This window comes from Bradyrhizobium sp. CCGUVB14, assembly GCF_024199935.1.
Lineage (GTDB): Bacteria > Pseudomonadota > Alphaproteobacteria > Rhizobiales > Xanthobacteraceae > Bradyrhizobium.
This window is the reverse complement of sequence record NZ_JANADS010000001.1, coordinates 427,820-454,362: the sequence shown is the minus strand read 5'-3', so window position 1 is coordinate 454,362 and position 26,543 is coordinate 427,820. Positions and strand designations below refer to the sequence as shown.

Below are 26,543 nucleotides of genomic sequence, written 5' to 3'. Positions count from 1 at the left end.
GATTCTTTGACATCGGAAATCTTGGAACCGGCCCCCGTCCCGGCTAGCCGGGGCCCGGAAATGAAACCGCCGAAGACCGGGTTTCGATCTTCGGCGGGGATTGCTTGCCCTTAGCGGCCGAGAAGGTCGGGTGCGATCTTCTTGCAGGCGTCTACCAGGCCCTGCACTGCGCCGACCGACTTGTCGAAGGCCTCGCGGTCCTTGCCGGCGAGCTCGATCTCGACGACGCGCTCGACACCCTTGGAGCCGATCACGACGGGGACGCCGACATACATGTCCTTCACGCCATATTCGCCGTTGAGGTAGGCGGCCGACGGCAGCACGCGCTTCCTGTCACGCAGATAGCTCTCGGCCATCGCGATCGCCGAAGCGGCGGGCGCGTAGAAGGCCGAGCCGGTCTTGAGCAGATTGACGATCTCGGCGCCGCCGTTGCGGGTGCGGTCGACGATCTCGTCGAGGCGCGCCTGCGAGGTCCAGCCCATCTTGACGAGGTCAGGCAGCGGGATGCCGGCGACGGTGGAGTACTTCACCAGCGGCACCATGGTGTCGCCGTGACCGCCGAGCACGAAGGCGGTGACGTCTTCAACGGAGACGTTGAACTCGTCGGCCAGGAAGTAGCGGAAGCGCGAGGAGTCGAGCACGCCGGCCATGCCGACGACCTTCTTGTGCGGCAGGCCCGAGGCCTTCTGCAGCGCCCAGACCATGGCGTCGAGCGGATTGGTGATGCAGATGACGAACGCGTCGGGGGCGTACTTCTTGATACCGGCGCCGACCTGCTCCATGACCTTGAGGTTGATGGAGAGGAGGTCGTCGCGGCTCATGCCGGGCTTGCGCGGCACGCCGGCGGTGACGATGCAGACCTTGGCGTTGTCGAGGGCTTCGTAGGAGTTCGCACCGGTGTAGTGCGCGTCAAACCCGTCGACCGGCGAGGACTGCGCGATGTCGAGCGCCTTGCCCTGCGGCACGCCCTCGGCAATGTCGAACATCACGACGTCGCCCAGTTCTTTCAGGCCGATGAGGTGAGCCAGCGTTCCGCCGATCTGACCGGAGCCAATCAAAGCAATCTTGTCGCGCGCCATGTGAACCTGTCCTTTAGACACGTGAGGAGGGGAAAACTGAGAGGGTGGTTATCCCTTTCGCTTCCGCCGTTCAAGTCGCCCAATGCCCAATTGTCGGGCTTGCTGCGCATCCGAGCGCAACCCTGTCATTCCCGGGCGCGCGTGGGCGTTAACCCGAAAGTCACGCACCAGATTTCGAGCTCGCCCGCGAAGGCCGGCGCGGCGGAATGACAGCGCTGGCAAATAGGACTTAAGTCTCGACCAAACCCTTGGTGGAGCCGCTGGCGGTGGAATCCTTGCGGCCGTGAGGCAGCGCCAGATAGGATTCCGAGCTCATCTCGATCAGACGCGACGAGGTCCGCTTGAACTCCATCGCCTCGTTGCCTTCGTGGGCGAGGTAGAGCGAGATCGGGTTGGCATCGGCCGAGGCCATCAGCTTCACGGCATTGTCATAGAGGGTGTCGATCAGCGTGATGAAGCGCTTGGCGGCGTTGCGCTGGGAGAAATCCATCACTGGAATATGGTCGACCAGGATCGTGTGATAGTCGTGCGCCAGCCTGAGGTAGTCGGATGCGCCGAGCGGCTTCTCGCAGAGATCGGCGAAGCCAAAGCGCGCCACACCATGGGCCGAGCACGGCAAGTGCAGGGTGCGGCCCTTGATCTGGATGTCGCGCGACTTGCACTTGGCGTTACCCGTCATCTTCGCCCAGGCTTTGTTGAGCGCAGCATCGGCGTCGCCATCCGCGGGCGTCAGCCACATCGGCACGCCCTGAAGTTTTTCCAGCCGGAAATCGGTGCGCGCATCCAGCCGCCGCACGTCCATGTGGTCGGTGATCTGCTTGATGAAGGGCAGGAACAGCGCGCGGTTCAGGCCGCCCTTGTAGAGATCATCGGGCGCGACGTTGGAGGTCGCGACCACGACGGTGCCGAGCTCGAACAGCTTCGCGAACAGGCGGCCGAGGATCATCGCGTCCGCGATGTCGGTGACGTGGAATTCGTCGAAGCAGAGCAGCCAGCTCTCCTCGAAGATCGCATGCGCGGTCAGCGCGATGACGTCGCCGTCGGCGATCTCGCCGCGCGCGATGCCCTGGCGATAGTCGTAGATGCGCTCATGCGCTTCCGCCATGAATTCGTGGAAATGCGCTCGCCGCTTGTGCTCGACGGTGGAGTGCTGGAAGAACAGATCCATCAGCATGGTCTTGCCGCGGCCGACCTCACCATGGACGTAGAGTCCGCGCGGCGCCTCATCCTTGTCGCCGCCGCTGAACAAGCGGGCGAGCAGCCCCTGCTTGCGCTGCGGCTTGTAGTTCGCGAGCCGCAGGTCGAGCGCCGTGTAGGCCTCGGCGACGTCGGCCTGCGCGGCATCGGGCTCGATCGCGCCGGAGGCGATCTGGGCCTGATATGCTTCGCTGAAGGAGGAATTCTGGGTGGAGAGCATCGCTCCTTACCGCCAGAGACCGGCGGAAATTGCAAGCCGTCAATTGGTGCGGGGCGCTATGCGTTCCCCGTCCCGCTGCGCAGAGCGGGGACCCACTGTTTCGTACATCGTCGCGAGCGACCTACTCGCACAGCTCGTAGGCGTCCTCGACCACATAGGGGCCGCCGCCGGTCGACGCGCGCGACGAGAACAGCACGAACCGCTCCGCCATGAACGCCTTGCTCGGGAAGTAGCCGCGGATCGAGAGATAGTCGGCGACGTCACGGTCGGTGGCGTCGTGCAGCCGGGCCAGCGTGACATGCGGAATGAATTTGCGCCCTTCGGGATCGAGGCCGATCCGCTGCATCATGCGTTCGAGCTCGGCCTGCAATTCCATCAGCGGCCTGCTCGGCGCGATGGTGGCGACCACCGCGCGCGGCTTGCGGCCACCGAAGCTTTGCAAGCCCTGCACCTTCACTTCGAAGGGCTTGCGATCGACGCGAAACAACATCGATGCGATCTCGTTGGCGGAGATGCCGTCGATGTCGCCGATGAAGCGTAATGTAACGTGATAATTTTCGGGATCGATCCACCGGGCGCCGGGAAGGCCGCCCCTGAGATTGGAAAGCGACTGGCCGATCTCGGCCGGAATTTCCAGACCAGTGAACAAACGCGGCATCGTTTCTCACTCCCGATGCTTGGGTACGGTCCTCTCAGCAAGGACCCTATCCAAATTAGAGCCGGCGACGAATCACCGGTACCCTGATTCCTATCGCAGTTGTGTGACTCTGCGAAGTGTTGCCAAGGCTACACCGGGAAAACCCTGGGTGTTAGGGTTAGCATTGCCTGCTTTTCAACGGCGCTGCTCGCCGATCGTGCGCAGGAATGCCTCCACCGTGGGCAGCATGTTGTTGACGACGATATCGACGCCTTCAGCGGTCGGATGAATGCCGTCGGCCTGATTGAGCTTGGCATCGGCCGCGACACCTTCGAGGAAGAAGGGATAGAGCGGCAGATCGAACTGTTTTGCCAAATCCGGATAAATCGAATTGAAGCGCGCGCCATAGTCTGCGCCGAAATTCGGCGGCGCCAGCATGCCACACAGCATCACGGCGATCTTGCGCGCCCTGAGACGCGTAACGATGTCGGTCAGCGCCGCGCGCGTCAAGTCGGGATCGATGCCGCGCATCGCGTCGTTGGCGCCGAGCTCGACGATGACGCCCTCGGTTCCCTCGGGCACCGACCAGTCGAGCCGGTCGCGGCCGCCGGACGAGGTATCGCCGGAGACGCCCGCGTTGATCATGTCAACCGCTATGCCTTTGGCCTGCAAGGCCTTTTGGAGCTTGGCCGGAAACGCCTGCTGGGCCGGAAGGCCGAGACCTGCACTCAGGGAATCGCCCAGAACGACAAGCTTGATCGGCTTTGTCGTTTCTGCCCAAGCCGGGCCACCGACCGTCATCAAAGCGAGCATCAACACGGCTATGTGCATGAAGAAACCGTAACGCCTCTCGACCGCGCGTGCGGAGTTGCCATATGACCGGACCATGGACAGTCGCATCGAATCCTCTTCGCTCGCCGGCACCGCGCCGGACACCATCGCCATCTCCAACGTCAATCTCTCATTGGGGTCGGGGGCGGCACGCGTTCACATCCTCAAGGATATCAGCTTGCGCGTCGGCTCGGGGGAGACGATCGGCCTGATCGGCCCGTCAGGCTCGGGCAAATCCACGCTGCTGATGGTGATGGCGGGGCTGGAGCGTCCTGATAGCGGAGAGGTGGTGGTGTCAGGCACGCCTTTCAATGCCCTCGACGAGGACGCGCTGGCCCGCTTCCGCGGCCGCCAGGTCGGCATCGTCTTCCAGTCCTTCCATCTGATCCCGACCATGACGGCGCTGGAGAACGTCGCCGTGCCGCTCGAGCTCGCCGGCAATCCCGATGCCAACAAGCGCGCAGCCGAGGAGCTGCGATCGGTCGGGCTCGGCGATCGCCTGCATCATTATCCGACGCAGCTCTCCGGCGGCGAGCAGCAGCGCGTCGCGCTGGCGCGCGCGCTGGCACCCGATCCCGCCATCCTCGTCGCCGACGAGCCGACCGGCAATCTCGACGAGGCGACCGGCAAGCAGATCGTCGATCTCCTGTTCACCAAGCATGCCGAGCGCGGCATGACGCTGGTGCTGGTCACGCACGATTCCTCGCTCGCGCATCGCTGTGATCGCGTGATCCGCCTGCGCTCGGGCCGGATCGACACGCAGACGACCAACGCATGAGCATCGCTGTCGAACCGTTTGCGAAGCCGAACGGCGTCGCGCTGTCGCTGCGCTATGCGCTGCGCGAATTGCGCGGGGGCTTGCGCGGCTTCTACGTCTTCATCTCCTGCATCGCGCTCGGCGTGATGGCGATCGCCGGCGTCGGCTCGGTGTCGGCGAGCCTCAGCGACGGCCTTGCGCGCGAGGGACGTACACTGCTCGGCGGCGACGTCTCCTTCGTGCTGTTCCAGCGCGAGGCGAAACCCGAAGAGGTGGCCTTCCTGCGCTCGCGCGGCACCGTCTCCGTGGCTTCCACCCTGCGCGGCATGGCGCGCGCGGCCGACGGCAAGCTGGCGCTGGTCGAGATGAAGGCGGTCGACGACACCTATCCGATGCTCGGACAGCTCACGCTGGCGCCGCAAGTCCCGCTGACCGACCTGCTCGCGGAGCGCGACGGCGCATTCGGTGCCGCCGCCGATCCGACCCTTCTTGCGCGTCTCTCCCTCAAGATCGGCGACCGCGTCACCATCGGCTCGGCGACGTTCCAGATTCGCTCCAGCGTCGAGGCCGAGCCCGACAAGCTCGCCGGCGGCATCGGCTTTGGTCCGCGCTTCCTGATCAGCGAGGCGGCCCTGCGCGCCACCGGACTGATCCAGCCGGGCAGCCTGGTGCGCTGGGTCTACCGCGTCAAACTGCCGGACACCGCCAACAGCGATCGTGCCACCGACGCCTTTATCGCGGACGCGCGCAACGCCGCGCCGCAGGCCGGCTGGGAAGTCCGCAGCCGCTCCAATGCCTCGCCGCAGCTCGAGCGCAATATCGGCCGCTTCACGCAGTTCCTGACCCTGGTCGGCCTCGCCGCCCTGCTGGTCGGCGGCGTCGGCGTCGCCAACGCCGTGAAGAGCCATATCGATCGCCGGCTCGAGGTGATCGCGGCCTTCAAGGCCGTCGGCGCCACGGGCCGCGACGTGTTCGGCATCTACCTCGCGCAAGTCGTCCTGCTCGCCGGGATCGGCTCGGTGATCGGGCTGGCGCTCGGCGCCGCGATGCCATTTGCCATCGTCGGCCTGTTCGGAAAACTGCTGCCGCTGCCGGTGGTGCCGGCCGTGCATGCCGACGAGCTCGCGCTGTCCTTTGTCTACGGCCTGCTGACCGCGCTTGCCTTCGGCCTGTGGCCGCTCGGGCGCGTGCACGACGTGCCGGTCGCCGCACTGTTCCGCGATACCATTGCTTCCGAATGGCACCGGCCACGCTGGAGCTATCTCGCATTCATGGGTGTCGTGGTCGTCCTGCTGGTTGCGGTCGTGATCGGCCTGTCCTTCGACAAGCGCATCGCCGCGGTGTTCGTGGCCTCCTCCGTCGTCGTGTTCGCCGTGCTGCGTGGCGTCGCCGCCGTGCTGATGGCGATCGCGCGCCGGCTGCCGCGCACGCGCTTCACCATGCTGCGGCTGGCGATCGCCAACATCCACCGGCCGGGCGCGCTGACGCCCTCGGTCGTGCTCTCGCTCGGGCTTGGGCTGGCCGTGCTCGTCACCATCACCCAGATCGACGGCAATCTGCGCCGGCAGTTCCTGGCCGCGCTGCCCGATCGCGCGCCGGCGTTCTACTTCATCGACATTCCGAGCACCCAGGCCGCACCGTTCGACGATTACCTGCGCCGGATCGCCCCTGGCGCGAAGGTCGAGGACGTGCCGATGCTGCGCGGGCGCATCGTCGCCGCCCGCGGCGTCCGTGCCGAGGACCTCAAGCCAACCACCGATTCCGAATGGGTGCTGCAGAGCGACCGCGGCCTGACCTATACCGGCGAGCTGCCGAAGGGCTCCAAGGTGGTCGAGGGCGAGTGGTGGGGCGCCGACTATTCCGGCCCGCCGCTGGTCTCGATGGAGAAGAAGATCGCCGACGGGCTTGGGCTGAAGCTCGGTGACGAAATCGTCGTCAACGTGCTCGGCCGCGACATCCCGGCGAAGATCGGCAATCTCCGCACCATCGACTGGCAGGGGCTCGGCATCAATTTCGTGCTGGTGTTCTCGCCGAACGCGTTCAAGGGCGCGCCACACACCCACATCGCGACGCTGACCGAAGCCGGCGGCGATGCGACCGGCGACGGCAATATCATCAAGCAGGTCGCGGACGCTTACCCAATGGTGACGAGCGTGCGCGTGCGCGAGGTGATGGAGACGGTCGGCGCGGTCGTGACCAATCTCGCACTCGCCATCCGCGGCGCCAGCGCCGTGACCCTGATCTCGGCGATCCTGGTGCTGGGCGGCGCGCTCGCCGCCGGCCATCGCCACCGGGTCTATGACGCGGTGATCCTGAAGACGCTCGGCGCCACGCGGCTGCGGCTGCTCGGCGCCTATGCGCTCGAATATCTCCTGATCGGCCTTGCCACCGCGGTGTTCGGCGTGATCGCCGGCAGCATCGCGGCCTGGATGATCGTGACGCGGCTGATGACCCTGACCTTCGTCTGGCAGGCCGGCAGCGCGGCCGGCGTGGTGGTCGCCGCCCTGGTCGTCACCGTCGGGCTCGGGCTCGCCGGCACGCTGCTGGCGTTGAACAAAAAGCCCGCCACAGTGTTGCGCAATTTGTGACAAAAGGTAGCGGGTGACTACGCCGGAGCGGAAACGCACGATTCTTGCGATTAACCACGCCTACTCGTCTGGATTGCGCGACAAGGGCGACATTCGGCCGCGCGTGGACGGTTGCAGCGAATGTGTTAGTTTCCCACATATCGGATGGGTTCGGAGACCCGATTGTTAGCCAAAATTAATGTCGGCAGACATCGGTATCCGAGATAGAATTAGACGACCCGGCGGCATGGCAACCCTCGTGCCGGACCGGGCAACCAACGGGAATTCGACCATGTCGGACCTAGACCGCAATTACGCTTCTCCTTTCGGCCGGGCCGCCGGGCGTGTTGACGCCGCGACGGTCGACGCCGGTCTGCGCGCCTACATGCTGCGCATCTACAATTACATGAGCATCGGCCTGGCCATCACCGGTCTGGCCGCGCTCGGCGTTTACATGGCTGCCGTGACTGACGTTCCGACCCCGGAAGCCGTCCGCGTCGGCAAGCTGTTCCTGACGCCGTTCGGCTACGCGATGTTCGTGAGCCCGCTGAAGTATCTGTTCATGCTGGCGCCGCTCGCCATGGTGTTCGTGATCTCGGCCGGCATCAACCGTCTCGCCCCCTCGACCGCCCAGATCCTGTTCTGGGTGTTCTCGGCGCTGATGGGCATCTCGCTGTCCTCGATCTTCCTGGTGTACACGCACACCTCGATCGTGCGGGTGTTCTTCATCACCGCGGCGACCTTCGGCGCGCTGAGCCTCTACGGCTACACCACCAAGCGTGACATGAGCGGCATGGGCTCGTTCCTGTTCATGGGCCTGATCGGCATCATCATCGCGAGCCTGGTCAACCTGTTCCTGGCCAGCACGGCGCTGCAGTTCATCGTGTCGGTGGTCGGCGTCCTCGTGTTCGCGGGCCTCACCGCCTGGGATACGCAGCGCCTGAAGAACGACTACATCTACGGCTACGCCTCGGCCGGCGGTGACATCGCCGAGCGTGCGGCGATCTCCGGTGCGCTGTCGCTGTACTTGAACTTCATCAACCTGTTCACGCTGCTGCTGCAGCTCCTCGGCCAGCGCGACTAAGCGCCAGACCCGAGAGAACGGACACGAACCCCGGCCGAAAGGCCGGGGTTTTTGTTTGGGGCTGGCTCTCGCGACAACTTGTTGTCCGCAAAAGCCTTTGGCGAAGACGGAAGCAATCCAGAGCCCCGACGCGGACGCATTTCTGGATTGCTTCGCTGCGCTCGCAATGACGGGTAAGGAAGCATCCCTGCCCCTTCCAGCCGTGGCGAGAACGCTCTAATCTTCCCCCCATGTCCGCACCCGAAATCAGGCCCACCATCGAGGCCGACCTCCCCGCCATCACCGCCATCTATCAGCAGGCCGTCCGCGAGGGCACCGCGACGTTCGAGCTGGAGCCGCCCGACCTCGCCGAAATGACGCGGCGCTATCGCGCGCTGGTCGACGGTGGCTATCCCTATTTCGTCGCCATCCTCGACGGCCGCGTCGCCGGCTACGCCTATGCCGGCGCCTACCGGCCCCGTCCGGCCTATCGCTTCACGGTCGAGAACTCGATCTATCTCGACCCCTCCTTCCACCGCCGCGGCATCGGCTCGATGCTGCTGGAGCGGCTGATCACCGAATGCGAGGGGCGCGGCTTCCGCCAGATGATCGCGGTGATCGGCGATTCCGCCAATGCCGGCTCGATCGGCGTGCACACCAGGGGCGGCTTCAAGATGATCGGCACGCATCCGAATGTCGGCCTGAAATTCGGCCGCTGGCTGGATACGGTGATGATGCAGCGGGATCTCGGCGAGGGCGCGAAGACGGTGCCGGGGCAATAAGTCTCGTAGGGTGGGCAAAGGCGCGAAGCGCCGTGCCCACCATCTCTCTCTATCTCAAAAGGTCGTGGGCACGCTTCGCTTTGCCCACCCTACGGCACCGTTCGCTTGGCTACACCACCGCCAGCTTCCGGTCGATCACCAGCAGCACGCGGTCGAGCTCGTGGCCGCGGCGCAGGATCAGGCCGGTCGCCGTGATCACGCTGTACATGCCCTGCTTGCGGGCCAGCCGCGGATCCTTCTCGATGCGATAGATCGGCACTTCGGAGGCGCGGCGATAGACCGAGAACACCGCACGGTCCTTCAGGAAGTCGATGGCATAGTCGCGCCACTCGCCGTCGGCCACCATGCGGCCATAGAGATTGAGAATTCGGTTCAGCTCGAGCCGGTTGAACGTCACCCGGTTCGGCTGGGCGTTCGCAGCGGCGGGGCGCGCCACTGCGCGCTGCTCGCTCGGATCGGCATCCTCCGGCGTCAAACTCATGCAGCGCCTCCTGTCGCATCAGCACGACCCGCCTCCGCGAAGACCGTCCCCGGAGCCGCGGATCATGACAATTGCATGATTGCGCCAACCGTTCCCCGCCGCAAGGGCCTCTTGAAGGACCTCTTGAGGGACCGCCGCTCAGCTCGCCCGGGTTGCGAATCATGACACACGCAACGGTGGAACTTCTCAGCGGCAAACCGTCACGGGATCGTTAGCAAGAATCACAGGATCGCCGCTTTTCCGCCCATCGCCCGCCGCCCTGCATTGCGAAAAGACTTATGTGCGTTGACCCGGTCCTTTCGGTTCCGGATTCCTCAGCCCCCAGCCCCCCGGGGTCGGACAGGATCGGGTCTGTACGCGCGACAAGGAGGGCCAACGCAAGTTGGTCCTTTTTTGTTTGTGTCGGGGTGTTGCCGCCGCGACGAACTGCTCTCCGAACATCCGCGCGAAGCCTCTCGCCCCTCATCCTGAGGAGCCGCGCATTCGCGGCGTCTCGAAGGATGAAAGGCCGGGATGCGTCAGCGGGCCTGCATGGCTCGAGACGCGCGCAAGAGCGCGCTCCTCATCATGATGATTGAGATGGAGTACGTGGCAGAGCGAATGCGAAGCGCGCTTCAGTGCAGCGACGTGTACGCCGCGCCCAGCATCGCACCGGGCTTCTCGCGGCTGCCGTCCTGGACATAGACCACCGCGCCGTCGACGCCATCGCGCGAGGTGAGATTCTCCAGCGGGACCGTCCAGCTTTCCGGATGTCCGTTCCAGTCGCCGACCTTGAGCAGATTGCGCACGACGTTGTGGTAGGTGATCTGCTGACCGCGATTTTCGCCGCGGCTGATTTCGATCGGCACCGACTTCGCAATCGAGCAGATCCAGACCTCGCCGTGCGAGATCGCCGGCTCTTTGCTCGCGGCCACCGACACGTTGATCTGCTTGCCCGCCAGCGACATCGTCACCGGCACGCTCATCACGCCAGTGCTCGTGTCGGTCTTGTCGATCGCGTTTTCGATGCCGGAGCGATCGCTGCCGATGACGTGGGTGGCGCCGTTGACCACGACCTGCGGCGTGTAGACCTCGCGGTCACCGCGCATGCGTGAATAGGCGCGCTGCCGCGCCGAGAAACGTGAATCTGCCAGCGTGTCCTTCCAGCCGAGATAATCCCAATAGTCGATCGGCATGCTCAGCGCGATGATCGAAGGATCCTTGGCGAGGTCGCCGATGACTTTGTCGGCGGGCGGGCAGGACGAGCAGCCCTGCGACGTGAAGAGCTCGACCACGGCGCGGGGATCGGCCTGGGCGGGACGGATGACAGCGACGATAGCGCAGATGCCGAGCGCTCCCGACCAGAGTGCGCCGGACCATCGCGAAACCAAATGAGAAGCCATCATTCCAGTCATGTCGAACGTCACATCTCGTCGTCGGGGAGGGATATCCTATCGCCTGATGGTCACCGTAATCTTACGGGCGCGGCACATTCAACCGTCCGATGCGAACTGTTCGCCGGGCGGGCCCACCTGAAACATGCCGCAAACGTACAAAGGCGGCCTTGTGATAGGCCGCCTTCGTTTAACCTTCTACTCACGTCGCGGTGAGCCACCGTTCACAAATTCGCGCTTAGGCCGCGAGCTTGCGCAGCACATAGTGCAGGATACCGCCGTTCCGGTAGTAATCGAGCTCGTCCAGCGTATCGATGCGGCAAAGCAGCGAAACGCGCTGCAACGAACCGTCGCCGGAGACGATTTCCGCGGTCAGCTTCTGGCGCGGCTTCAGGTCGCCGACCAGGCCACGCAGCGTGACCTTCTCGTCGCCCTTCAGGCCGAGCGACGACCAGGAGGTGCCGTCCTCGAAGGTCAGCGGCAGCACGCCCATACCGACCAGGTTGGAGCGATGGATGCGCTCGAAGCTCTGGCAGATCACGGCGCGAACGCCGAGCAGACGCGTCCCCTTCGCAGCCCAGTCGCGCGACGAGCCGTTGCCGTATTCGGCGCCGGCGAACACCACCAGCGGCACCTGCTCCTGCTGGTACTTCATCGCGGCGTCGTAGATCGACATCTGCTCGCCGTCGGGCCAGTGCTTGGTGAGACCGCCTTCCGGAATGTTTCCATCCGCGCCCTTCAGCATGAAGTTCTTGATGCGGATGTTGGCGAAGGTGCCGCGCATCATGACTTCATGATTGCCGCGACGCGTGCCGTACTGGTTGAAGTCGGCGGGACGCACCTGGTGCTCGCTGAGATATTTGCCAGCGGGCGAGGTGAGCTTGATCGAACCGGCCGGCGAGATGTGGTCGGTGGTGATCTTGTCGCCGAACATGGCGAGGATGCGCGCCTCGACGATATCGGTGACCGGCTCCGGCTCCTTCTTCATGCCGTCGAAATAGGGCGGGTTCTGCACATAGGTCGACGACATGTTCCAGCGATAGGTCTCGCTCTCGACCGTCTTGATCTTGCGCCAGTTGGTGTCGCCCTTGAACACGTCGGCATACTTCTTCTTGAAGATCGACGCGGTCACGAACTTCTTCATGAAGGCGTTGATCTCCTTCGTCGTCGGCCAGATGTCCTTGAGGTAGACCGGCTTGCCGTCCTTGCCTTCGCCGAGCGGCTCGACGGCAAGGTTCTTGGTGACGCTGCCGGCGAGCGCGTGTGCGACGACCAGCGGCGGCGAGGCCAGATAGTTCGCCTGCACGTCCGGCGAGACGCGGCCTTCGAAGTTGCGGTTACCGGAGAGCACGGCAGCGGCGACGATGCCGTTGTCGTTGATCGACTTCGAGATCTCTTCCGGCAGCGGACCGGAATTGCCGATGCAGGTGGTGCAGCCGAAGCCGACCAGGTTGAAGCCGACCTTGTCGAGATCTGCCTGCAGGCCGGAATCGGCGAGATAGCCCGCGACCACCTGGCTGCCCGGAGCCAGCGAAGTCTTCACCCACGGCTTTGCCTTCAGGCCCTTGGCGGCGGCGTTGCGCGCCAGGAGGCCGGCACCGATCAGCACGCTCGGGTTCGAGGTGTTGGTGCAGGAGGTGATGGCGGCGATCACGACGTCGCCATGGCCGATCTCGTAGTTCTTGCCTTCGACGGCAAAGCGCTTGTTGGGCTCCTCCGCCTTCTTGTACTCGGTGCCGAGCGCGAGCGAAAAGCCTTCGGCGACCGATGGCAGCGCGATGCGGCCTTCGGGACGCTTCGGACCGGCCATCGACGGCACGACGTCGGCGAGATCGAGCGTCAGCGTTTCCGTGAACACCGGATCAGCCGACTTGGCGGTGCGGAAGAGCCCTTGCGCCTTCGCATAGGCCTGCACCAGCGCGACGCGCGGTGCGGCGCGGCCGGAGGTCTTGAGGTAATCGATCGCAGCAGCGTCGACCGGGAAGAAGCCGCAGGTCGCACCATATTCCGGCGCCATGTTGGCGATGGTCGCCTTGTCGGCGACGGAGAGATTGTCGAGGCCGGGGCCGAAGAACTCGACGAACTTGCCGACCACGCCGAGCTTGCGCAGCATCTGCGTGACGGTCAGCACGAGGTCGGTCGCGGTGACGCCTTCCTTCATCGCGCCCTTCAGCTTGAAGCCGACGACGTTGGGCAGCAGCATCGACAACGGCTGACCGAGCATGCAGGCTTCCGCCTCGATGCCGCCGACGCCCCAGCCGAGCACGGCGAGACCGTTGACCATGGTGGTGTGGGAGTCGGTGCCGACGAGCGAGTCGGGATAGGCGACCTCGAAGGTGCCGGTCTTCTTGCCGACCGTCATCTTCTCCTTCTTGGTCCACACCGTCTGGGAGAGATATTCGAGATTGACCTGGTGGCAGATGCCGGTGCCGGGCGGCACGACGGAGAAGTTCGAGAACGCCTTCTGGCCCCACTTCAGGAACTCGTAGCGCTCCTGGTTCTGCTTGTACTCCTCGGCGACGTTCTTGCCGAAAGCCTTGTTGTCGCCGAAGAAGTTCACGATCACGGAGTGGTCGATGACGAGATCGACGGGGACCAGCGGATTGATCTTCTCGGCATCGCCGCCGAGCTTCTGCATCGCGTTACGCATCGCGGCGAGATCGACCACCGCCGGCACGCCGGTGAAATCCTGCATCAGCACGCGCGCCGGGCGGAATGCGATCTCATGCTCCAGCGACTTCTTGCGCAGCCACTTCGAGACCGCGACGATGTCCTCTTTCTTGACCGAGCGGCCGTCCTCATTGCGGAGGAGGTTCTCGAGCAGGACCTTCATCGAATAGGGAAGTTTCGAAATTCCCTTCAGACCATTCTTCTCGGCCGTGGGCAGGCTGTAATACACATAGGTCTTGGCGCCGACCTTGAGGGTCTTTTTGCATTTGAAGCTGTCGAGCGAGGTCATGTAGGAAATCCCAATTGTTAGTTATACCCGGCAGGGGGTATTTTAACACCGTCAGCGAATCCGGCTGGGTCGCTTGCAGGGGCAGGTTGAGTTGCTGCATCAAGTAGTTCCGGGCTTATAGAAGCTTTCTAACCGCGCCGCCACAGCCACAAACGTACCGAGCAAGTCGCGAGCCAAAAATTCTGATGCGCTACCCCAAGGTTTCCTGAGGCATGGCTTGAGCGGGTTGAGACCAGGCCAGATGCAGCTGTCCGGACGCGGCGTGACTTGCGTGCGGGGCGGCCGCGAGGTGTTTTCGGCGCTCGATTTCGAGGCGGTCTCCGGCGAAGCCGTGGCGGTGACGGGGCGCAACGGATCCGGCAAAACCTCGCTGCTGCGGCTGATTGCCGGTCTGCTCATTCCGGCCGGCGGCACAATCGTACTGGACGGGGGCGACGCCGACATGACGCTGCCCGAGCAATGCCACTATCTCGGCCACCGCGATGCCCTCAAGCCCGCGCTGAGCGTGGCTGAAAATCTGTCATTCTGGGCTGATTTTCTGGGCGGCGAGCGCGGCGACGCCGCGCAAAGCCTCGCCACCGTCGGCCTCGACCACGCCACCCATCTGCCCGCGGCCTTCCTGTCGGCCGGCCAGCGCCGCCGACTGTCGCTGGCCCGGCTGCTGACGGTCCGCCGCCCGGTCTGGCTGCTGGACGAGCCGACCAATGCGCTGGATGCCGCCGGCCAGGACATGTTCGGCGGGTTGATGCGAGACCATCTCGCCCGCGGTGGGATGATTATTGCCGCAACGCATGGGCCGCTCGGCATCGAATCGCGGGAGCTGCGGATCGGGGGTGCAATGTGATTCCGACAGACCCTCAGCTTTTCGAGCGGCTAGGTGTCGCTCTCTCCGTTCCCTCCCCCCTTGTGGGGGAGGGTCAGGGAGGGGGGTGCCGCACGGCAAGGCATTTCGGTTCTAGCGTTGCCGACGCAGGCGCCCGGTTGGCGGCCCGCTTCTCAAAAACATCTCTCCCGGGGCTACCCCCCTCTCCGACCCTCCCCCACAAGGGGGGAGGGAGCACAGTGTGCCCGCAGCCGGCGCGCGACCTTAGGGGGGCCACCCCATGACCGCCCTCGCCGCCCTCATTCGCCGGGACATCCGGATCGCGCTCCGCGTCGGCGGCGGGGCGCTGATCGGCGTGCTGTTCTTCCTGACCGTGGTGGTGCTGATGCCGTTTGCGGTGGGGCCGGACCTGGCGCTGTTGTCGCGGCTGGGACCGGCGATCCTGTGGCTCGGGGCACTGCTGGCGAGCCTGCTGACTCTGGACCGGCTGTTCATGGCCGACCACGAGGACGGCTCGCTCGACCTGATCACGATGAGCCGGACGCCGCTGGAACTCGCCTGCGCGGCCAAGGCGCTGGCGCATTGGCTGGCGGCCGGCCTGCCGCTGATTGTCGCAACCCCGGTGCTGGGCCTCTTGCTCAACCTCGACATGGTTGCGACCGGTGCGGTGGCGCTGACGCTGCTGGCGGGCACGCCGGCGCTGACCTTTACCGGCATGATCGGCGCGGCGCTGGCAGTGACCCTGCATCGCGGCGGGCTGCTGATGGCCGTGCTGGTGCTGCCGCTGTCGATTCCGGTCCTGATCTTCGGGGTTGCGGCCTCGCAGGCCGCGATCGTCGGCCCCATGACGTTCGGCGCGCCGTTCTCGATCCTCTGTGCGCTGTCGCTGGTCAGCCTCGTGATCGGCCCGTTTGCGGCGGCGGCGAGCCTGAAACATGGACTGGACTGAAATGAGTTCGCTTGCCTTGACCCCGATCAACTTTCGCTACGCGCATTCGTGCTGATTGCGTGAGCGCCGACCTGTGATTATCAGATTACCATGACGCTGATCGACCTCGCCAATCCCACCAGGTTCCTCGCGCTCTCAGCGCGGGTGCTGCCGTGGCTCGCGGCCGCGACCGTCATCCTGCTCGCGATCGGCCTCTATCAATCGGCGTACGCGCCCGACGATTATCAGCAGGGCGCGACCGTGAAGATCATGTTCATCCACGTGCCCAATGCGTGGCTGTCGATGTTCGTCTGGGGCGTGATGAGCGTGGCTTCACTGGGAACATTGGTTTGGCGGCATCCGCTGGCCGACGTCGCCGCGAAAGCCGCAGCTCCCATCGGCGCAGCCTTCACCTTCCTGGCGCTGCTGACGGGCTCGCTGTGGGGCCGGCCGATGTGGGGCACCTATTGGGAATGGGATGCGCGGCTGACGTCGGTGCTGATTCTCTTTCTGATGTATCTCGGCCTGATGGCGCTGTGGCGCGCGGTGGAAGATCCCTCGCGCGCGGCACGCGCAGCCGCCGTGCTGACGCTGGTCGGCGCGATCAATCTGCCGATCATCAAATTCTCGGTCGATTGGTGGAATACGCTGCATCAACCGGCCTCGGTGATGCGCATGGGCGGCTCGACGCTCGACAAATCGTTCCTGATTCCACTTCTCGTGATGGCGATCGCATTCACGCTGCTGTTCGTCACGCTGCACCTGGCTGCGATGCGCAACGAGATTTTGCGACGCCGTGTCCGCTCCCTGCAGATGATGCAGGCGAGCCGCGTCGCGTTTTCAAGCGAGTTAAGCCCCGGTTCGCGTCAAGGAAACGCGTCAGAGGGAGCTGCATGACGATGTCGCTCGGTCCCTACGCATCCTTCATCGTGACATCCTATGCGGCCGCAGCCATCGTTGTCGCGATCCTGATCGGCTGGGTCGTGTTCGACTATCGCAACCAGACCCAGCGCTTGCGCGCGCTCGACCGCAGCGGCGTCACCCGCCGCTCGGGCCGCAGCGCCGTGGACACGCCAAGAACGACGACATGAGCGAGCAATCGACCTCGGCACCGCCGCAGCGCCGCACCTTCCTGATGGTGCTGCCGCTGCTCGCCTTCATCGCCCTTGCCGTGCTGTTCTGGTTCCGGCTCGGCAGCGGCGATCCTTCGCGAATTCCGTCCGCGCTGATCGGCCGGCCCGCGCCGCAGACCACGCTGCCGCCGCTCGAGGGATTGCAGGCCGGCGGCGCGCAGGTGCCCGGGCTCGATCCCGCCGCGTTCAAGGGCAAGGTCAGCCTCGTCAACGTCTGGGCCTCCTGGTGCGTGCCCTGTCACGACGAAGCGCCGCTGCTGACCGAGCTCGCCGGCGACAAGCGCTTCCAGATGGTCGGCATCAATTACAAGGATGCGCCCGACAACGCGCGGCGTTTCCTCGGCCGCTACGGCAATCCGTTCGGCCGCGTCGGCACCGACGCCAACGGCCGCGCCTCGATCGAATGGGGCGTCTATGGCGTGCCGGAGACCTTCGTCGTCGGCCCCGAGGGCACCATCGTCTACAAGCTGGTCGGCCCGATCACGCCGGAAAATTACAGGGCGGTGCTGCTGCCGCAGATGGTGAAGGCGTTGAAGGCGGGGAGCTGACGCGGCGCTCGTGCGCGAGGCACTCGGCCACACACACTGCAGTCATGCCCCGGCTTGACCGGGGCATCCAGTACGCCGCGGCCTCTCCGTATCTCACTGTTGTCTCTGGAATACTGGATCGCCCGATCAAGTCGGGCGATGACAGATGAGGGTGGGTTGCGCGCCTTCGCTCGCGAAAGACCCTCACCCCTTCCGCACATCCCCCGCCTCGGCCTCGCTGGTCTCCAGCGAGACCGGCTCGACGCCGTAGCGCTTGGTCAGCGGCATCTGGGCGATGGCGAAGATCATGGTGATGGGCGTGACGCCGAACACCTTGAAGTTCACCCAGAAGTCCGTGCTCTGGGTGCGCCAGACGATCTCGTTCAGCACCGCCATGCCGGCGAAGAACAGCGCCCAGCGCAAGGTGAGGATACGCCAGCCCTGCGGCGTCAGATTGAACATCTGGTCGAACATCACGGCGATGAAGGAGCGGCCGAAAAGAAGCCCGCCGCCGAGGATCGCGGCAAACAGCCCGTAGATGATGGTCGGCTTGACCTTGATGAAGGTCTCGTCGTGCAGCACCAGCGTCAGCGTGCCGAACACCAGCACGATCACGCCGGTCACGATCGCCATGATCGGGATGTGGCGCGTCACCACGTAAGAGGCGACCATCGCCGCCACGATCGCGACCATGAAGGCGCCGGTCGCGGCGAACAGATTGAACTTCGCATTGACGAAGAAGAACACGAGCAGCGGACCGAGCTCGGTCGCAAGCTTGAACAGCGGATGCGGCTGGGTCTTGTCCATTCTCTAGCTTTCGATTCCGGCGATGGCACGGGCGAAATCGCGCGCGGTGAACGGCGCGAGATCGTCGACGCCTTCGCCGACGCCGATGAAATGCACCGGCAGTTTGAATTTTTCCGCGAGCGCCACCAGAATGCCCCCGCGGGCGGTGCCGTCGAGCTTGGTCATCACGAGGCCGGTGACGCCGGCAGTGCGATGGAAGGCCTCGACCTGCGACAGCGCATTCTGGCCAACGGTTGCGTCCAGCACCAGCAGCACGGCATGCGGCGCAGTGTCGTCCACCTTGCGGATCACGCGCACGACCTTCTCGAGCTCGTTCATCAGCTCGGCCTTGTTCTGCAGGCGGCCGGCGGTGTCGATCAGGAGCACATCGACGGCCTGCTCTTTCGCCGCCGTCAGCGCATTGAAGGCGAGGCTCGCCGAGTCCGAGCCCTGCGCGCCGGCAATGACCGGGGTCTTGGTGCGCTCGCCCCAGACCTTGAGCTGCTCGATCGCGGCTGCGCGAAACGTGTCGCCGGCAGCCAGCATCACTTTGCGGCCTTCGGATGCGAATTTCTGCGAGAGCTTTCCGATGGTGGTGGTCTTGCCGGAGCCATTGACGCCGACCACGAGGATCACGAACGGCTTCCTGGCCGCATCGATCTCGAGCGGTTTTGCGACCGGCGCCAGCACCTTCTCGACCTCGGTCGCGACCACGTCCTTGACCTCGTCGGCCGAGATCGCCTTGTCGTAGCGCCCGGTGCCGACCGCGTCCGCGATCCGCACCGCGACCGAGGTGCCGAGGTCGGCGCGCAGCAGCACATCCTCGATGTCGTCGAGCATGGCACGGTCGAGCTTGCGCTTGGTGACGAGGTCGGCGACCGCGGTCCCGAGCGAGGACGAGGTGCGCTTCAGCCCGTTGGACAGGCGGCGCCACCAGCTCAGCTTGGGGGGATCTGACGTGGTATCGTTCATGGCGGGGGTGTGTTAGCCGTTCCCGCCCCTAAACGAAAGTCTTGTCCAAAGGTCCTGCAATTGCTCGATGTTCCCGAATTGACCGCCGACCAGATTTTGGCGCGCGTGCTCCACCGCGACGGGCTGATGCTGATCATCGACAAGCCGGCCGGCCTGCCGGTGCATCGCGGTCCCAAGGGCGGCGCCAATCTGGAGGACTCCTTCAACGCGCTCTGCTTCGGCCTGCCGCGGCCGCCGGTGCTGGCCCACCGGCTGGACAAGGACACCTCCGGCTGCCTGGTGCTCGGCCGCCATCGCAAGGCGACCGCCTCGCTCGGCCTCCTGTTCAAGCATGGCAAGATCGGCAAGACCTACTGGACCGTGGTCGAGGGTGGCCCTGCCGAAGACGAAGGCACCGTCGACATGCCGCTCGGCCGGCTCAATGCCGAGCGCGGCTGGTGGCAGAAGCCTGATCCGGAGGGGCAGAAGGCCGTCACCAACTGGAAGGTGATGGGCCGGGGCGACGGTTTCACCTGGCTCGCCATGGAACCGGTCACCGGCCGGACCCATCAATTGCGGGTGCATTCGTCGGCGACTGGCTGGCCGATCTTCGGCGATAACATTTACGGCAACGGTCCGCGCTTCGGCGAGCCGAAGCTGCACCTGCATTCCCGCGAGATCGTGGTGCCGATCTCCCGGAACAAGGACCCGGTCCGCGTGGTCGCGCCCGCTCCGCCCCACATGCACGAAAAACTCCGCGCCTGCGGCTGGAACGGGGAATAGCAAATTGCTCAACGCTCATGGTGAGGAGGCGCGTCGGCGCCGTCTCGAACCATGAAGGCCCGCATCTCGCCTGCGGCCATCCTTCGAGACGCCCGCTTTGCGGGCTCCTCAGGATGAGGAGGAGTGCTCGGCTACCAAGCCATGGTTTACGAAACGTTCAGGGCTCGTCTCTAATGATAGCGGTTGCTTAGAACAAGCCTCCCATCCGCTCAGGACGAGCAACGCGTCATGTCCAAGGCCGAGCTATCGATTGTCGACGAGGTCGAATCCGCCATTCGACTGGGCTCCGCGGAAAAGGGCCTCGAAACGGCCCGGCGCGTCACCGACCTGTTCCTGTCCTCCGCCGGAAGTTTTGACGACGAGCAGGTCGCGCTGTTCGACGACGTACTCGAACGCCTGATCGGCACCATCGAGCTGCGCGCTATCGCCGACATGGGTGCACGCGTCGCGCTCGCCGAGATCAGCGCCCAGCTCGCGCCGGTCGCGCAGGCCCCGCCCTCCGTCATCCGCCGCCTCGCCAACAATGACGAGATCCGTATCGCCGGTCCGGTGCTGCAGGAATCCGCACGCCTCGACGACGGCGAGCTAGTGAGGATCGCATCATCCAAGGGCGAAACGCATCTGCTCGCGGTCGCCGGCCGCTGGTGGCTGAAGGAGATCGTCACCGACGCGCTGCTGGCGCGTCGTTATCCCAGCGTCAGCCGGCGTCTCGCCGCCAATCCCGGCGCGCGCATGTCCGGCAAGGGATTTGCCGTCGTCGTCGGACAGGCCGAGAGCGATCCCGAGCTCGCGGTGAGCGTCGGCGTCCGCGTCGACCTGCCGTCGGACCTGCGCCGCCAATTGCTGCGTTCCGCGACGGATACGGTTCGCACCCGGCTGCTGTCGCGCGCGCCGCCCGATCTGTTCGATGAGATCCAGAGTGCGATTGCCGCGGTCACGGTTGGCGTCGAACGCGAGATGTCCGGCGTCCGCGATTTCGAAGGCGCCAAGCGGGCGATTGCCAGTCTCAAGGCATCCGGCCAGCTCAGCGAGGCGACGCTGCTCGGTTTTGCAAGACACCGACGCTACGAGGAGGCCGTGGCAGCTCTCGCAGCCTTGTCAGGATCGACCGTCGAGGTGATTCGTCCGCTGATGCAGAGCCTGCGCGAAGACGGTCTGCTGGTGCCGTGCAAGGCGGCGCAACTGAGCTGGGAAACCACCGCCGCCGTGCTCGAAAGCCGCTTTGCGACAGGCGCCATGAAGCCGGCGGATGTTGCGAGAGCGCAGAGCAATTTCGCCCGCATGTCGCCGGAGAATGCACGACGCACGCTGCGGTTCTGGCAGGTGCGGGCGTCGTAGACCCTTCCCCTCTCCCCTTGTGGGAGAGGGTGGCTCGTCGCGTAGCGGCGAGACGGGTGAGGGGTCTCTCTCCTCTAACTCAACTGCGTGCTTGCGGAAGCAACCCCTCATCCGGCGCTTCGCGCCACCTTCTCCCGCAAGGGGAGAAGGGAAGAATCACACCGTCAGCCGCTCGCCATCGCAGCCGGCGATCGCCAGCGGCACGACGCTGCCGACGCGCTCGCCCGCAATCGCCACCGGCAGATAATGCTCGGTGCGCCCCTGCTCCTCGCTCTCGATCAGCACGTCGCGCATCGCGCCGATCTCGGCTTGCAGCCGCTGCCGCAACGCGGCCTCGCCCGCTGCGCGCAGCCGCTTCGCACGGGCCTTGATCGCACCGCCGGCGACCTGCGGCATCCGCGCGGCCGGCGTGCCGGGACGCGGGGAATAGGGGAAAACGTGCAGGAATGTCAGGCCGCATTCGTCGACCAGATCGAGCGAGCGCGAGAACATCTCCTCGGTCTCGGTCGGAAAACCCGCGATGATGTCGGCACCGAAAACGATGTCAGGGCGCAGCCGGCGCACCTGATCGCAGAACGCAAGCGCATCCTGACGCGAATGCCGCCGCTTCATGCGCTTCAGAATCATGTCGTCGCCGGATTGCAGCGACAGATGCAGATGCGGCATCAGCCGCGCGTCGTCGGCGATGGCATCCAACAGATCGATGTCGGCCTCGATCGAATCGATCGAGGAGATGCGCAGCCGCTTCAGCTCCGGCACATGCCGCAGGATCTGCCTGGTCAGCATGCCGAGCTTTGGTGCGCCCGGCAGATCGGCGCCGTAGCTGGTGAGATCGACGCCGGTCAGCACGATCTCGGCATGACCGCGCTCCACCAGCGTCCGCACCTGATCGACCACCGCGCCCATCGGCACCGAGCGCGAATTACCGCGGCCATAGGGAATGATGCAGAAGGTGCAGCGATGATCGCAGCCGTTCTGCACCTGCACGAACACCCGCGGCAGGCCGCTCGCAAAACCGTCGATCAGATGCGGCGCCATCTCCCGCACGGACATGATGTCGCTGACCGCGATCTTCTCGCTGGCGCCGAGATCGAAGGCATCCCGCGCCGCGCGCCAGGCTTCACCGCGCATCTTGTCGTCATTGCCGACGACGCGATCGACCTCGGCCATCTCGGCGAACATATCGCTTTGCGTCTGAGCCGCGCAGCCGGTAACGACGATGCGCGCACCGGGCCGTTCGCGTTTCAACTTGCGGATCGACTGCCGCGCCTGCGCCACCGCCTCGTTGGTGACGGCGCAGCTGTTGATGACGATGGTATCGGAAAGACCGGCGCCCTCCGCTTCGCGGCGGATCACCTCGGCCTCGAAAGCATTGAGGCGGCAGCCGAAAGTGACGACCTCGACAGCCATTACCCGGCCGGCGCAAACAGCGCCGGATCGAAATTGCCTTCATATTCGAAGGTCGCGGTGCCCGTCATCAGCACGTGGTCGTCGCGCTCGCGCCATTCGATGCCGAGCTTGCCGCCCGGCAGCGTCATCTCGACCTTGCGTTCGGTGCGCTTCAGGCGTGCCGCCGCAACCGCGGTCGCACAGGCCGCCGAGCCGCAGGCCCGGGTGAGACCCGCACCGCGCTCCCAGGTACGCATCGTGACGTGCTCGCGATCGACGATATGAGCCAGCGTGATGTTGGCGCGCTCGGGGAAGATCGGATGATTTTCCAGGAGCGGACCAAAGCGCTCGAGATCATAGGCGTTGACGTCGTCGACCCAGAAGATCGCGTGCGGATTGCCCATGCTGACCACGGACGGCGAATGCAGGATCGGCTTGTCGATCGGCCCGATCTGCAATTCGATGTAGCGGGTGTCGCGAAACTCTTCCGCCAGCGGAATGTCCTGCCAGCCGAACTTCGGCGCGCCCATATCGACGGTGTAGAGGTCTGACGCCGGGCCCTGCCAGGCATTGAGCAGGCCGGCCGCCGTCTCGAAGGTCGCCGTGGCCTGTCCGCTCTTCTCGAAAATGCGGCGAACCACGCAGCGCATCCCGTTGCCGCAGGCACCGGCTTCGGAGCCGTCATTGTTGTAGATGCTGATGAAGGCTTCGGTGCCGTCGAGCCGAGGCTTCTGCAGCACCATGAGCTGGTCATAGGGGACGCCACCGTCCGCGGAGGCCACCGCGCGGGCGTCGTCCGGCGTGACCCGGCCTGCGGAATCGCGCATGTCGACAACGACGATCTCGTTGCCGATGCCGTTCATCTTGGCAAATGCGTGGTTGGCCAGCGCGCTCATGAAAATTCCTGAATTTCGCCTGCCTTATATGGCGATCCTTGCCGGCTTGGCCAGTGTTTTGCCGTCGAGACCCGGGACGCCTGCCATGACGCATCTGTCATGGGACGAATTCGGCGCTTGCGTGTTAGAACGGCGCGGTTCGCGCGAGCCGGGATCTACGGCCGGGTTAAGGCCTTGGTGGGCAAGGTCTGGGGAGAATAAAATGAATGGTTTTCGTCGTCTCGCTCTGGCCGCGCTGATCCCGGCAGCAGCATTATCGCTTGGTCTGTCCGGCGCTCGCGCACAGACCCCAAGCCCGGCACCCGCCGCGTCGGCCAGTCCCTCGTCGGCACCATCCGCCACGCCCTCCCCGGCCGCAAGTGCCACGCCGGCCCCCGCCGCAACCCCCGCGCCGGCCCCATCGCCGGCGGCCAGCGCCTCGCCGAGCCCGGCAACCCCGCCGCCCGCCGCGGCCGCCACGCCCGCCCCGGTGCAGACCGCCGATCCCTTTGGCCTGGAGACCACGCTCGAGGCCAAGAAGGTCGTGATGGTCAAGGGCACTGCCAATTGGGACTCGGCCTTCGACACCCTGGTCGACGCCTTCAAGGCGCTGAACGCGCTGCTCGACAAGCAGGGCATCAAACACGCCGGCAATTCGATGATCGTCTACACCTCGACCGACGACACCGGTTTCACCTTCCTTGCCGAGATCCCGATCGAGCAGGATCCGAAGAACCTGACCAAGGACATGAGCATCGGCAAATCGCCGGAGGGCAAGGCGCTGAAATTCGTCCATCGCGGCTCCTACGACAACATGGACAACACCTATGAGGCGATCACCAATCACCTCGACGACAAGAAGCTGGAAGCCAAAGACACGTTCATCGAGGAATACCTCACCGATCCCCTGAAGACCGCCGAGGACAAGCTCGTGATCAATGTGTTCGTGCCGCTGAAGTGAGACCGATGAAAAAGCCCGCCGCCCTCGCCGCCATCTTCGCCGCCACCCTGCTGGCCGCGCCCGCACGCGCCGACGATTTTCCGTCCGCCATCACCGTCAGTGGCGAGGCGACCGTCTCCGTCGCGCCCGACCTCGCGCAGATCGATGCCGGCGTCGCCAACGATGCCAAGTCGGCGAAGGAAGCGTCCGACGCCAACAACGCCGCGATGGGCAAGGTGCTGCTGGCGCTGAAAGGCGCGGGGATCGACGAGAAGGACTACCAGACCTCGCGGCTGTCGCTGCAGCCGCAATACGGCCAGAACAAATCGACAGGCGCCTCGCCGGTCGTCGGCTTCCGCGCCTCCAACCGCGTCACCGTGAAAATTCGCGACGTGACCAAGGTCGCCGGCATTATCGACACGCTGGTCGGTGCCGGCGCCAATGACATCGGCAACATCTCGTTCGAGGTGACGCAGGCCTCGAAACTGCTCGACGATGCCCGCGAACGGGCCGTGGCCGATGCCCGCCGCAAGGCCGAGATCTACGCCAGGGCCACCGGCGTCACGCTGGGCGCACCGCTCAGCGTCTACGAAGGCGGCGCTCCGATGCCGCTGTTCAAGGGCCGCATGGCCGCAGCCCCGATGGCCGCGCCCTCGGCCGTCGCGCCGGGTGAGGAAACACTGTCGGTGACGGTGAATGTGAGCTGGGCGATCAAGCCGAAAGAGCAGTAGGCCGTAAAGGGCACGCTGCGCACAACAGCAACGGTGTCGTCCCGGCGAAGGCCGGGACCCATACGCCGCAGCTGTTGTTGTTGCGCAAGACGATCAGTGCCTATCTTCGCCAAACCGCTGCTGCGGCGTATGGGTCCCGGATCTGCGCTTCGCTTGTCCGGGACGACAGCGGAGAATGAAGCTCAATCTCTGCTAAATCTCCACCACCTGCCCCGGCTTCATCGCGACGAACCGCTCCTGCGGAATCTTCGCGGCGTCGAGCGCTTCCACCAGCGCCTTGGCCGGCGCATCGATCGCCTCGTCGGTCAGTTGGAACGTACCGTGATGATGCCCGAGCGCCTGTTGCGCACCGCAATCATCCATCGCTTTCACGGCGTCTTCCGGATTCATGTGTTGGTCGCGCATGAACCAGCGCGGCTCGTAGGCGCCGATGGGCAGGATCGCCAGGCGTAGCGGCCCGTGCTTCTCGGCGACGCGGCGGAAATGTCCGCCGTCGCCATAGCCGGAATCGCAGACCACGTAGATTTTCCCCGCCGGCGTCTCCAGCACGAAGCTCGCCCACAGCGCCTTGTTGCGGTCGAACATGCCGCGTGCCGTCCAGTGCCGGGTCGGCACCAGCGTTACGGCGATGCCGCCGCCGAGCTCGACGCGGTCGTGCCAGTCGCGCGCCTCGGCCTTGATGGCGGAGTCGGCGCTCCGCATCGTCACGTCATTGCCGAGCGGGGTGACGACGCGCGGCGCGAAATTCTTCGCGAGCCGCGACAGTGTCGCGATGTCCAGATGATCGTAATGCCCGTGCGAGACCAGCACGACGTCGATCTTCGGCAGCTTCTCGAAGGCGATGCCGGGATCGTTGTGCCGTTTCGGCCCGGCCCACCCCACCGGCGAGACCCGCGAGGACCAGACGGGATCGACGAGAATGTTAAGGCTGCCGGTCTGGATCAGCCAGCTGGCGTGGCCGACAAAGGAGAGCCGCACCTTGTCGCCGTCGACGCCCGCCGGCGGCGTGTCGGCATGAGAATTAGGCACCCAATCCGGCCAGGCCTCGCGCTTCCGCCGCCCGCCGAACTGCCAGCGGAACACCTCGCCGAGCGATCTCGGCGGCGCGCCGTTCGGATCGAAGAAGTGCAGACCATCGAAATGATCGGAGACAGGGCCGTCATAGTTTTTCATGCGGGAGATCCAAAAGGACGGGATTCCGACCAGCGCGGCCCCGCCTGCGAGCAGTCCAAAGATGCGGCGGCGGGTGATCTGCACGGGTCGGACTTCAGGGATGGTCGGGGCGGTAAGGCATCTCCGCCTATATGGGCGGGGCCGCAGGAAAAGGAACCCGCCCCCAAAACGATCACGTTTTCAGTATCTTGCCCTGGCAGCGGGCCTCCAGCCCCCTAAC

25 protein-coding genes are annotated in these 26,543 nt (G+C 65.1%); 13 read left to right on the top strand and 12 right to left on the bottom strand.

Annotated features, from left to right (window positions below; genetic code table 11):
* Positions 1–110 precede the first annotated feature (110 nt).
* The 4 genes from mdh to NLM32_RS02215 form a co-directional block, all read right to left on the bottom strand.
* Positions 111–1,079, bottom strand: coding sequence for a malate dehydrogenase (mdh, locus tag NLM32_RS02230; protein ID WP_254127659.1), 969 nt, complete (start codon positions 1,077–1,079; stop codon positions 111–113).
* A gap of 229 nt (positions 1,080–1,308) precedes the next feature.
* The gene (gene zapE / locus NLM32_RS02225) at positions 1,309–2,496 is read right to left on the bottom strand and encodes a cell division protein ZapE (protein WP_254127658.1); all 1,188 of its coding nucleotides are present in this window, start codon (positions 2,494–2,496) and stop codon (positions 1,309–1,311) included.
* Positions 2,497–2,617: 121 nt separating this feature from the next.
* Complete coding sequence (gene thpR, locus NLM32_RS02220) at positions 2,618–3,154, bottom strand: RNA 2',3'-cyclic phosphodiesterase (RefSeq protein WP_254127657.1); 537 nt, start codon at positions 3,152–3,154, stop codon at positions 2,618–2,620.
* Between the two features lie 174 nt (positions 3,155–3,328).
* Positions 3,329–3,964, bottom strand: a complete 636-nt coding sequence (locus NLM32_RS02215; protein ID WP_254135186.1) for an arylesterase — start codon at positions 3,962–3,964, stop codon at positions 3,329–3,331.
* 55 nt (positions 3,965–4,019) lie between these two features.
* Here NLM32_RS02215 and NLM32_RS02210 point away from each other — a divergent pair, with 55 nt between their 5' ends.
* The 4 genes from NLM32_RS02210 to NLM32_RS02195 all read left to right on the top strand — a co-directional run bounded on the left by NLM32_RS02210 (position 4,020) and on the right by NLM32_RS02195 (position 9,133).
* Positions 4,020–4,742 carry an ABC transporter ATP-binding protein gene (locus NLM32_RS02210; RefSeq protein WP_254127656.1) on the top strand — a complete coding sequence of 241 codons (723 nt, stop codon included), beginning with the start codon at positions 4,020–4,022 and terminating at the stop codon, positions 4,740–4,742.
* Positions 4,739–7,309, top strand: coding sequence for an ABC transporter permease (locus tag NLM32_RS02205; RefSeq protein ID WP_254127655.1), 2,571 nt, complete (start codon positions 4,739–4,741; stop codon positions 7,307–7,309). The genes NLM32_RS02210 and NLM32_RS02205 overlap by 4 nt, the downstream gene beginning before the upstream one ends.
* Before the next feature lie 271 nt (positions 7,310–7,580).
* The gene (locus NLM32_RS02200) at positions 7,581–8,372 is read left to right on the top strand and encodes a Bax inhibitor-1/YccA family protein (protein WP_234684314.1); all 792 of its coding nucleotides are present in this window, start codon (positions 7,581–7,583) and stop codon (positions 8,370–8,372) included.
* A gap of 230 nt (positions 8,373–8,602) precedes the next feature.
* Entirely contained in the window at positions 8,603–9,133 is a 531-nt protein-coding gene (locus NLM32_RS02195) for a GNAT family N-acetyltransferase (RefSeq protein WP_254127654.1), read from the top strand.
* 109 nt (positions 9,134–9,242) lie between these two features.
* On the opposite strand, the gene NLM32_RS02190 is transcribed toward NLM32_RS02195, so the two are convergent.
* The 3 genes from NLM32_RS02190 to acnA form a co-directional block, all read right to left on the bottom strand.
* Positions 9,243–9,614, bottom strand: coding sequence for a DUF2794 domain-containing protein (locus tag NLM32_RS02190; RefSeq protein ID WP_254127653.1), 372 nt, complete (start codon positions 9,612–9,614; stop codon positions 9,243–9,245).
* 614 nt (positions 9,615–10,228) lie between these two features.
* On the bottom strand, positions 10,229–11,008 hold the full coding sequence (locus tag NLM32_RS02185) for a thioredoxin family protein (RefSeq protein ID WP_254127652.1): 780 nt from the start codon (positions 11,006–11,008) through the stop codon (positions 10,229–10,231).
* Positions 11,009–11,225: 217 nt separating this feature from the next.
* Entirely contained in the window at positions 11,226–13,946 is a 2,721-nt protein-coding gene (acnA, locus tag NLM32_RS02180; protein ID WP_254127651.1) for an aconitate hydratase AcnA, read from the bottom strand.
* 241 nt (positions 13,947–14,187) lie between these two features.
* On the opposite strand from acnA, the gene ccmA reads away from it, so the two are divergent.
* The 5 genes from ccmA to NLM32_RS02155 all read left to right on the top strand — a co-directional run bounded on the left by ccmA (position 14,188) and on the right by NLM32_RS02155 (position 17,378).
* Positions 14,188–14,790: a heme ABC exporter ATP-binding protein CcmA gene (gene ccmA / locus NLM32_RS02175; protein ID WP_254127650.1), complete on the top strand. Its 603-nt coding sequence runs from the start codon at positions 14,188–14,190 to the stop codon at positions 14,788–14,790.
* 259 nt (positions 14,791–15,049) lie between these two features.
* Positions 15,050–15,718 carry a heme exporter protein CcmB gene (gene ccmB, locus NLM32_RS02170; protein ID WP_128963386.1) on the top strand — a complete coding sequence of 223 codons (669 nt, stop codon included), beginning with the start codon at positions 15,050–15,052 and terminating at the stop codon, positions 15,716–15,718.
* Positions 15,719–15,808: 90 nt separating this feature from the next.
* On the top strand, positions 15,809–16,594 hold the full coding sequence (locus NLM32_RS02165) for a heme ABC transporter permease (RefSeq protein WP_254127649.1): 786 nt from the start codon (positions 15,809–15,811) through the stop codon (positions 16,592–16,594).
* Positions 16,591–16,788 carry a heme exporter protein CcmD gene (gene ccmD / locus NLM32_RS02160; RefSeq protein WP_254127648.1) on the top strand — a complete coding sequence of 66 codons (198 nt, stop codon included), beginning with the start codon at positions 16,591–16,593 and terminating at the stop codon, positions 16,786–16,788. Before NLM32_RS02165 ends, ccmD begins: the two co-directional genes overlap by 4 nt.
* Positions 16,785–17,378, top strand: coding sequence for a DsbE family thiol:disulfide interchange protein (locus NLM32_RS02155; RefSeq protein WP_254127647.1), 594 nt, complete (start codon positions 16,785–16,787; stop codon positions 17,376–17,378). The genes ccmD and NLM32_RS02155 overlap by 4 nt, the downstream gene beginning before the upstream one ends.
* Positions 17,379–17,561: 183 nt before the next feature.
* On the opposite strand, the gene NLM32_RS02150 is transcribed toward NLM32_RS02155, so the two are convergent.
* Together NLM32_RS02150 and ftsY are read right to left on the bottom strand one after the other, a co-directional pair.
* Positions 17,562–18,164 carry a septation protein A gene (locus NLM32_RS02150; protein WP_254127646.1) on the bottom strand — a complete coding sequence of 201 codons (603 nt, stop codon included), beginning with the start codon at positions 18,162–18,164 and terminating at the stop codon, positions 17,562–17,564.
* Between the two features lie 3 nt (positions 18,165–18,167).
* The gene (ftsY, locus tag NLM32_RS02145; RefSeq protein ID WP_254127645.1) at positions 18,168–19,115 is read right to left on the bottom strand and encodes a signal recognition particle-docking protein FtsY; all 948 of its coding nucleotides are present in this window, start codon (positions 19,113–19,115) and stop codon (positions 18,168–18,170) included.
* 60 nt (positions 19,116–19,175) lie between these two features.
* On the opposite strand from ftsY, the gene NLM32_RS02140 reads away from it, so the two are divergent.
* On the top strand, positions 19,176–19,877 hold the full coding sequence (locus NLM32_RS02140; RefSeq protein WP_254127644.1) for an RluA family pseudouridine synthase: 702 nt from the start codon (positions 19,176–19,178) through the stop codon (positions 19,875–19,877).
* Between the two features lie 228 nt (positions 19,878–20,105).
* Positions 20,106–21,215 (top strand): DUF2336 domain-containing protein, encoded by a 1,110-nt coding sequence (locus tag NLM32_RS02135; protein ID WP_254127643.1) that lies wholly within the window; start codon positions 20,106–20,108, stop codon positions 21,213–21,215.
* Between the two features lie 156 nt (positions 21,216–21,371).
* On the opposite strand, the gene mtaB is transcribed toward NLM32_RS02135, so the two are convergent.
* Together mtaB and dapF are read right to left on the bottom strand one after the other, a co-directional pair.
* Positions 21,372–22,625 carry a tRNA (N(6)-L-threonylcarbamoyladenosine(37)-C(2))-methylthiotransferase MtaB gene (gene mtaB / locus NLM32_RS02130; protein WP_254127642.1) on the bottom strand — a complete coding sequence of 418 codons (1,254 nt, stop codon included), beginning with the start codon at positions 22,623–22,625 and terminating at the stop codon, positions 21,372–21,374.
* The gene (dapF, locus tag NLM32_RS02125) at positions 22,625–23,500 is read right to left on the bottom strand and encodes a diaminopimelate epimerase (protein WP_254127641.1); all 876 of its coding nucleotides are present in this window, start codon (positions 23,498–23,500) and stop codon (positions 22,625–22,627) included. The genes mtaB and dapF overlap by 1 nt, the downstream gene beginning before the upstream one ends.
* Positions 23,501–23,702: 202 nt before the next feature.
* Between dapF and NLM32_RS02120 the strand changes: the two genes are divergently transcribed.
* Positions 23,703–24,440 carry a GyrI-like domain-containing protein gene (locus NLM32_RS02120; protein WP_254127640.1) on the top strand — a complete coding sequence of 246 codons (738 nt, stop codon included), beginning with the start codon at positions 23,703–23,705 and terminating at the stop codon, positions 24,438–24,440.
* Between the two features lie 5 nt (positions 24,441–24,445).
* Positions 24,446–25,150 carry an SIMPL domain-containing protein gene (locus tag NLM32_RS02115; protein WP_254127639.1) on the top strand — a complete coding sequence of 235 codons (705 nt, stop codon included), beginning with the start codon at positions 24,446–24,448 and terminating at the stop codon, positions 25,148–25,150.
* A gap of 192 nt (positions 25,151–25,342) precedes the next feature.
* On the opposite strand, the gene NLM32_RS02110 is transcribed toward NLM32_RS02115, so the two are convergent.
* Positions 25,343–26,407 carry an MBL fold metallo-hydrolase gene (locus NLM32_RS02110; protein WP_254127638.1) on the bottom strand — a complete coding sequence of 355 codons (1,065 nt, stop codon included), beginning with the start codon at positions 26,405–26,407 and terminating at the stop codon, positions 25,343–25,345.
* Positions 26,408–26,543: the final 136 nt, after the last annotated feature.

Bases quoted from the DNA above. Each gene is read 5' to 3' on its own strand.
- acnA (WP_254127651.1), bottom strand. From the start codon at position 13,946: ATGACCTCGCTCGACAGCTTCAAATGCAAAAAGACCCTCAAGGTCGGC.
- NLM32_RS02195 (WP_254127654.1), top strand. From the start codon at position 8,603: ATGTCCGCACCCGAAATCAGGCCCACCATCGAGGCCGACCTCCCCGCC.
- NLM32_RS02155 (WP_254127647.1), top strand. From the start codon at position 16,785: ATGAGCGAGCAATCGACCTCGGCACCGCCGCAGCGCCGCACCTTCCTG.
- mtaB (WP_254127642.1), bottom strand. From the start codon at position 22,625: ATGGCTGTCGAGGTCGTCACTTTCGGCTGCCGCCTCAATGCTTTCGAG.
- NLM32_RS02115 (WP_254127639.1), top strand. From the start codon at position 24,446: ATGAAAAAGCCCGCCGCCCTCGCCGCCATCTTCGCCGCCACCCTGCTG.
- NLM32_RS02120 (WP_254127640.1), top strand. From the start codon at position 23,703: ATGAATGGTTTTCGTCGTCTCGCTCTGGCCGCGCTGATCCCGGCAGCA.
- NLM32_RS02205 (WP_254127655.1), top strand. From the start codon at position 4,739: ATGAGCATCGCTGTCGAACCGTTTGCGAAGCCGAACGGCGTCGCGCTG.
- NLM32_RS02185 (WP_254127652.1), bottom strand. From the start codon at position 11,008: ATGACTGGAATGATGGCTTCTCATTTGGTTTCGCGATGGTCCGGCGCA.
- dapF (WP_254127641.1), bottom strand. From the start codon at position 23,500: ATGAGCGCGCTGGCCAACCACGCATTTGCCAAGATGAACGGCATCGGC.
- zapE (WP_254127658.1), bottom strand. From the start codon at position 2,496: ATGCTCTCCACCCAGAATTCCTCCTTCAGCGAAGCATATCAGGCCCAG.
- ccmA (WP_254127650.1), top strand. From the start codon at position 14,188: ATGCAGCTGTCCGGACGCGGCGTGACTTGCGTGCGGGGCGGCCGCGAG.
- NLM32_RS02165 (WP_254127649.1), top strand. From the start codon at position 15,809: ATGACGCTGATCGACCTCGCCAATCCCACCAGGTTCCTCGCGCTCTCA.
- thpR (WP_254127657.1), bottom strand. From the start codon at position 3,154: ATGCCGCGTTTGTTCACTGGTCTGGAAATTCCGGCCGAGATCGGCCAG.
- ccmB (WP_128963386.1), top strand. From the start codon at position 15,050: ATGACCGCCCTCGCCGCCCTCATTCGCCGGGACATCCGGATCGCGCTC.
- ftsY (WP_254127645.1), bottom strand. From the start codon at position 19,115: ATGAACGATACCACGTCAGATCCCCCCAAGCTGAGCTGGTGGCGCCGC.
- NLM32_RS02135 (WP_254127643.1), top strand. From the start codon at position 20,106: ATGTCCAAGGCCGAGCTATCGATTGTCGACGAGGTCGAATCCGCCATT.
- NLM32_RS02200 (WP_234684314.1), top strand. From the start codon at position 7,581: ATGTCGGACCTAGACCGCAATTACGCTTCTCCTTTCGGCCGGGCCGCC.
- NLM32_RS02190 (WP_254127653.1), bottom strand. From the start codon at position 9,614: ATGAGTTTGACGCCGGAGGATGCCGATCCGAGCGAGCAGCGCGCAGTG.
- NLM32_RS02210 (WP_254127656.1), top strand. From the start codon at position 4,020: ATGGACAGTCGCATCGAATCCTCTTCGCTCGCCGGCACCGCGCCGGAC.
- mdh (WP_254127659.1), bottom strand. From the start codon at position 1,079: ATGGCGCGCGACAAGATTGCTTTGATTGGCTCCGGTCAGATCGGCGGA.
- NLM32_RS02150 (WP_254127646.1), bottom strand. From the start codon at position 18,164: ATGGACAAGACCCAGCCGCATCCGCTGTTCAAGCTTGCGACCGAGCTC.
- ccmD (WP_254127648.1), top strand. From the start codon at position 16,591: ATGACGATGTCGCTCGGTCCCTACGCATCCTTCATCGTGACATCCTAT.
- NLM32_RS02215 (WP_254135186.1), bottom strand. From the start codon at position 3,964: ATGCACATAGCCGTGTTGATGCTCGCTTTGATGACGGTCGGTGGCCCG.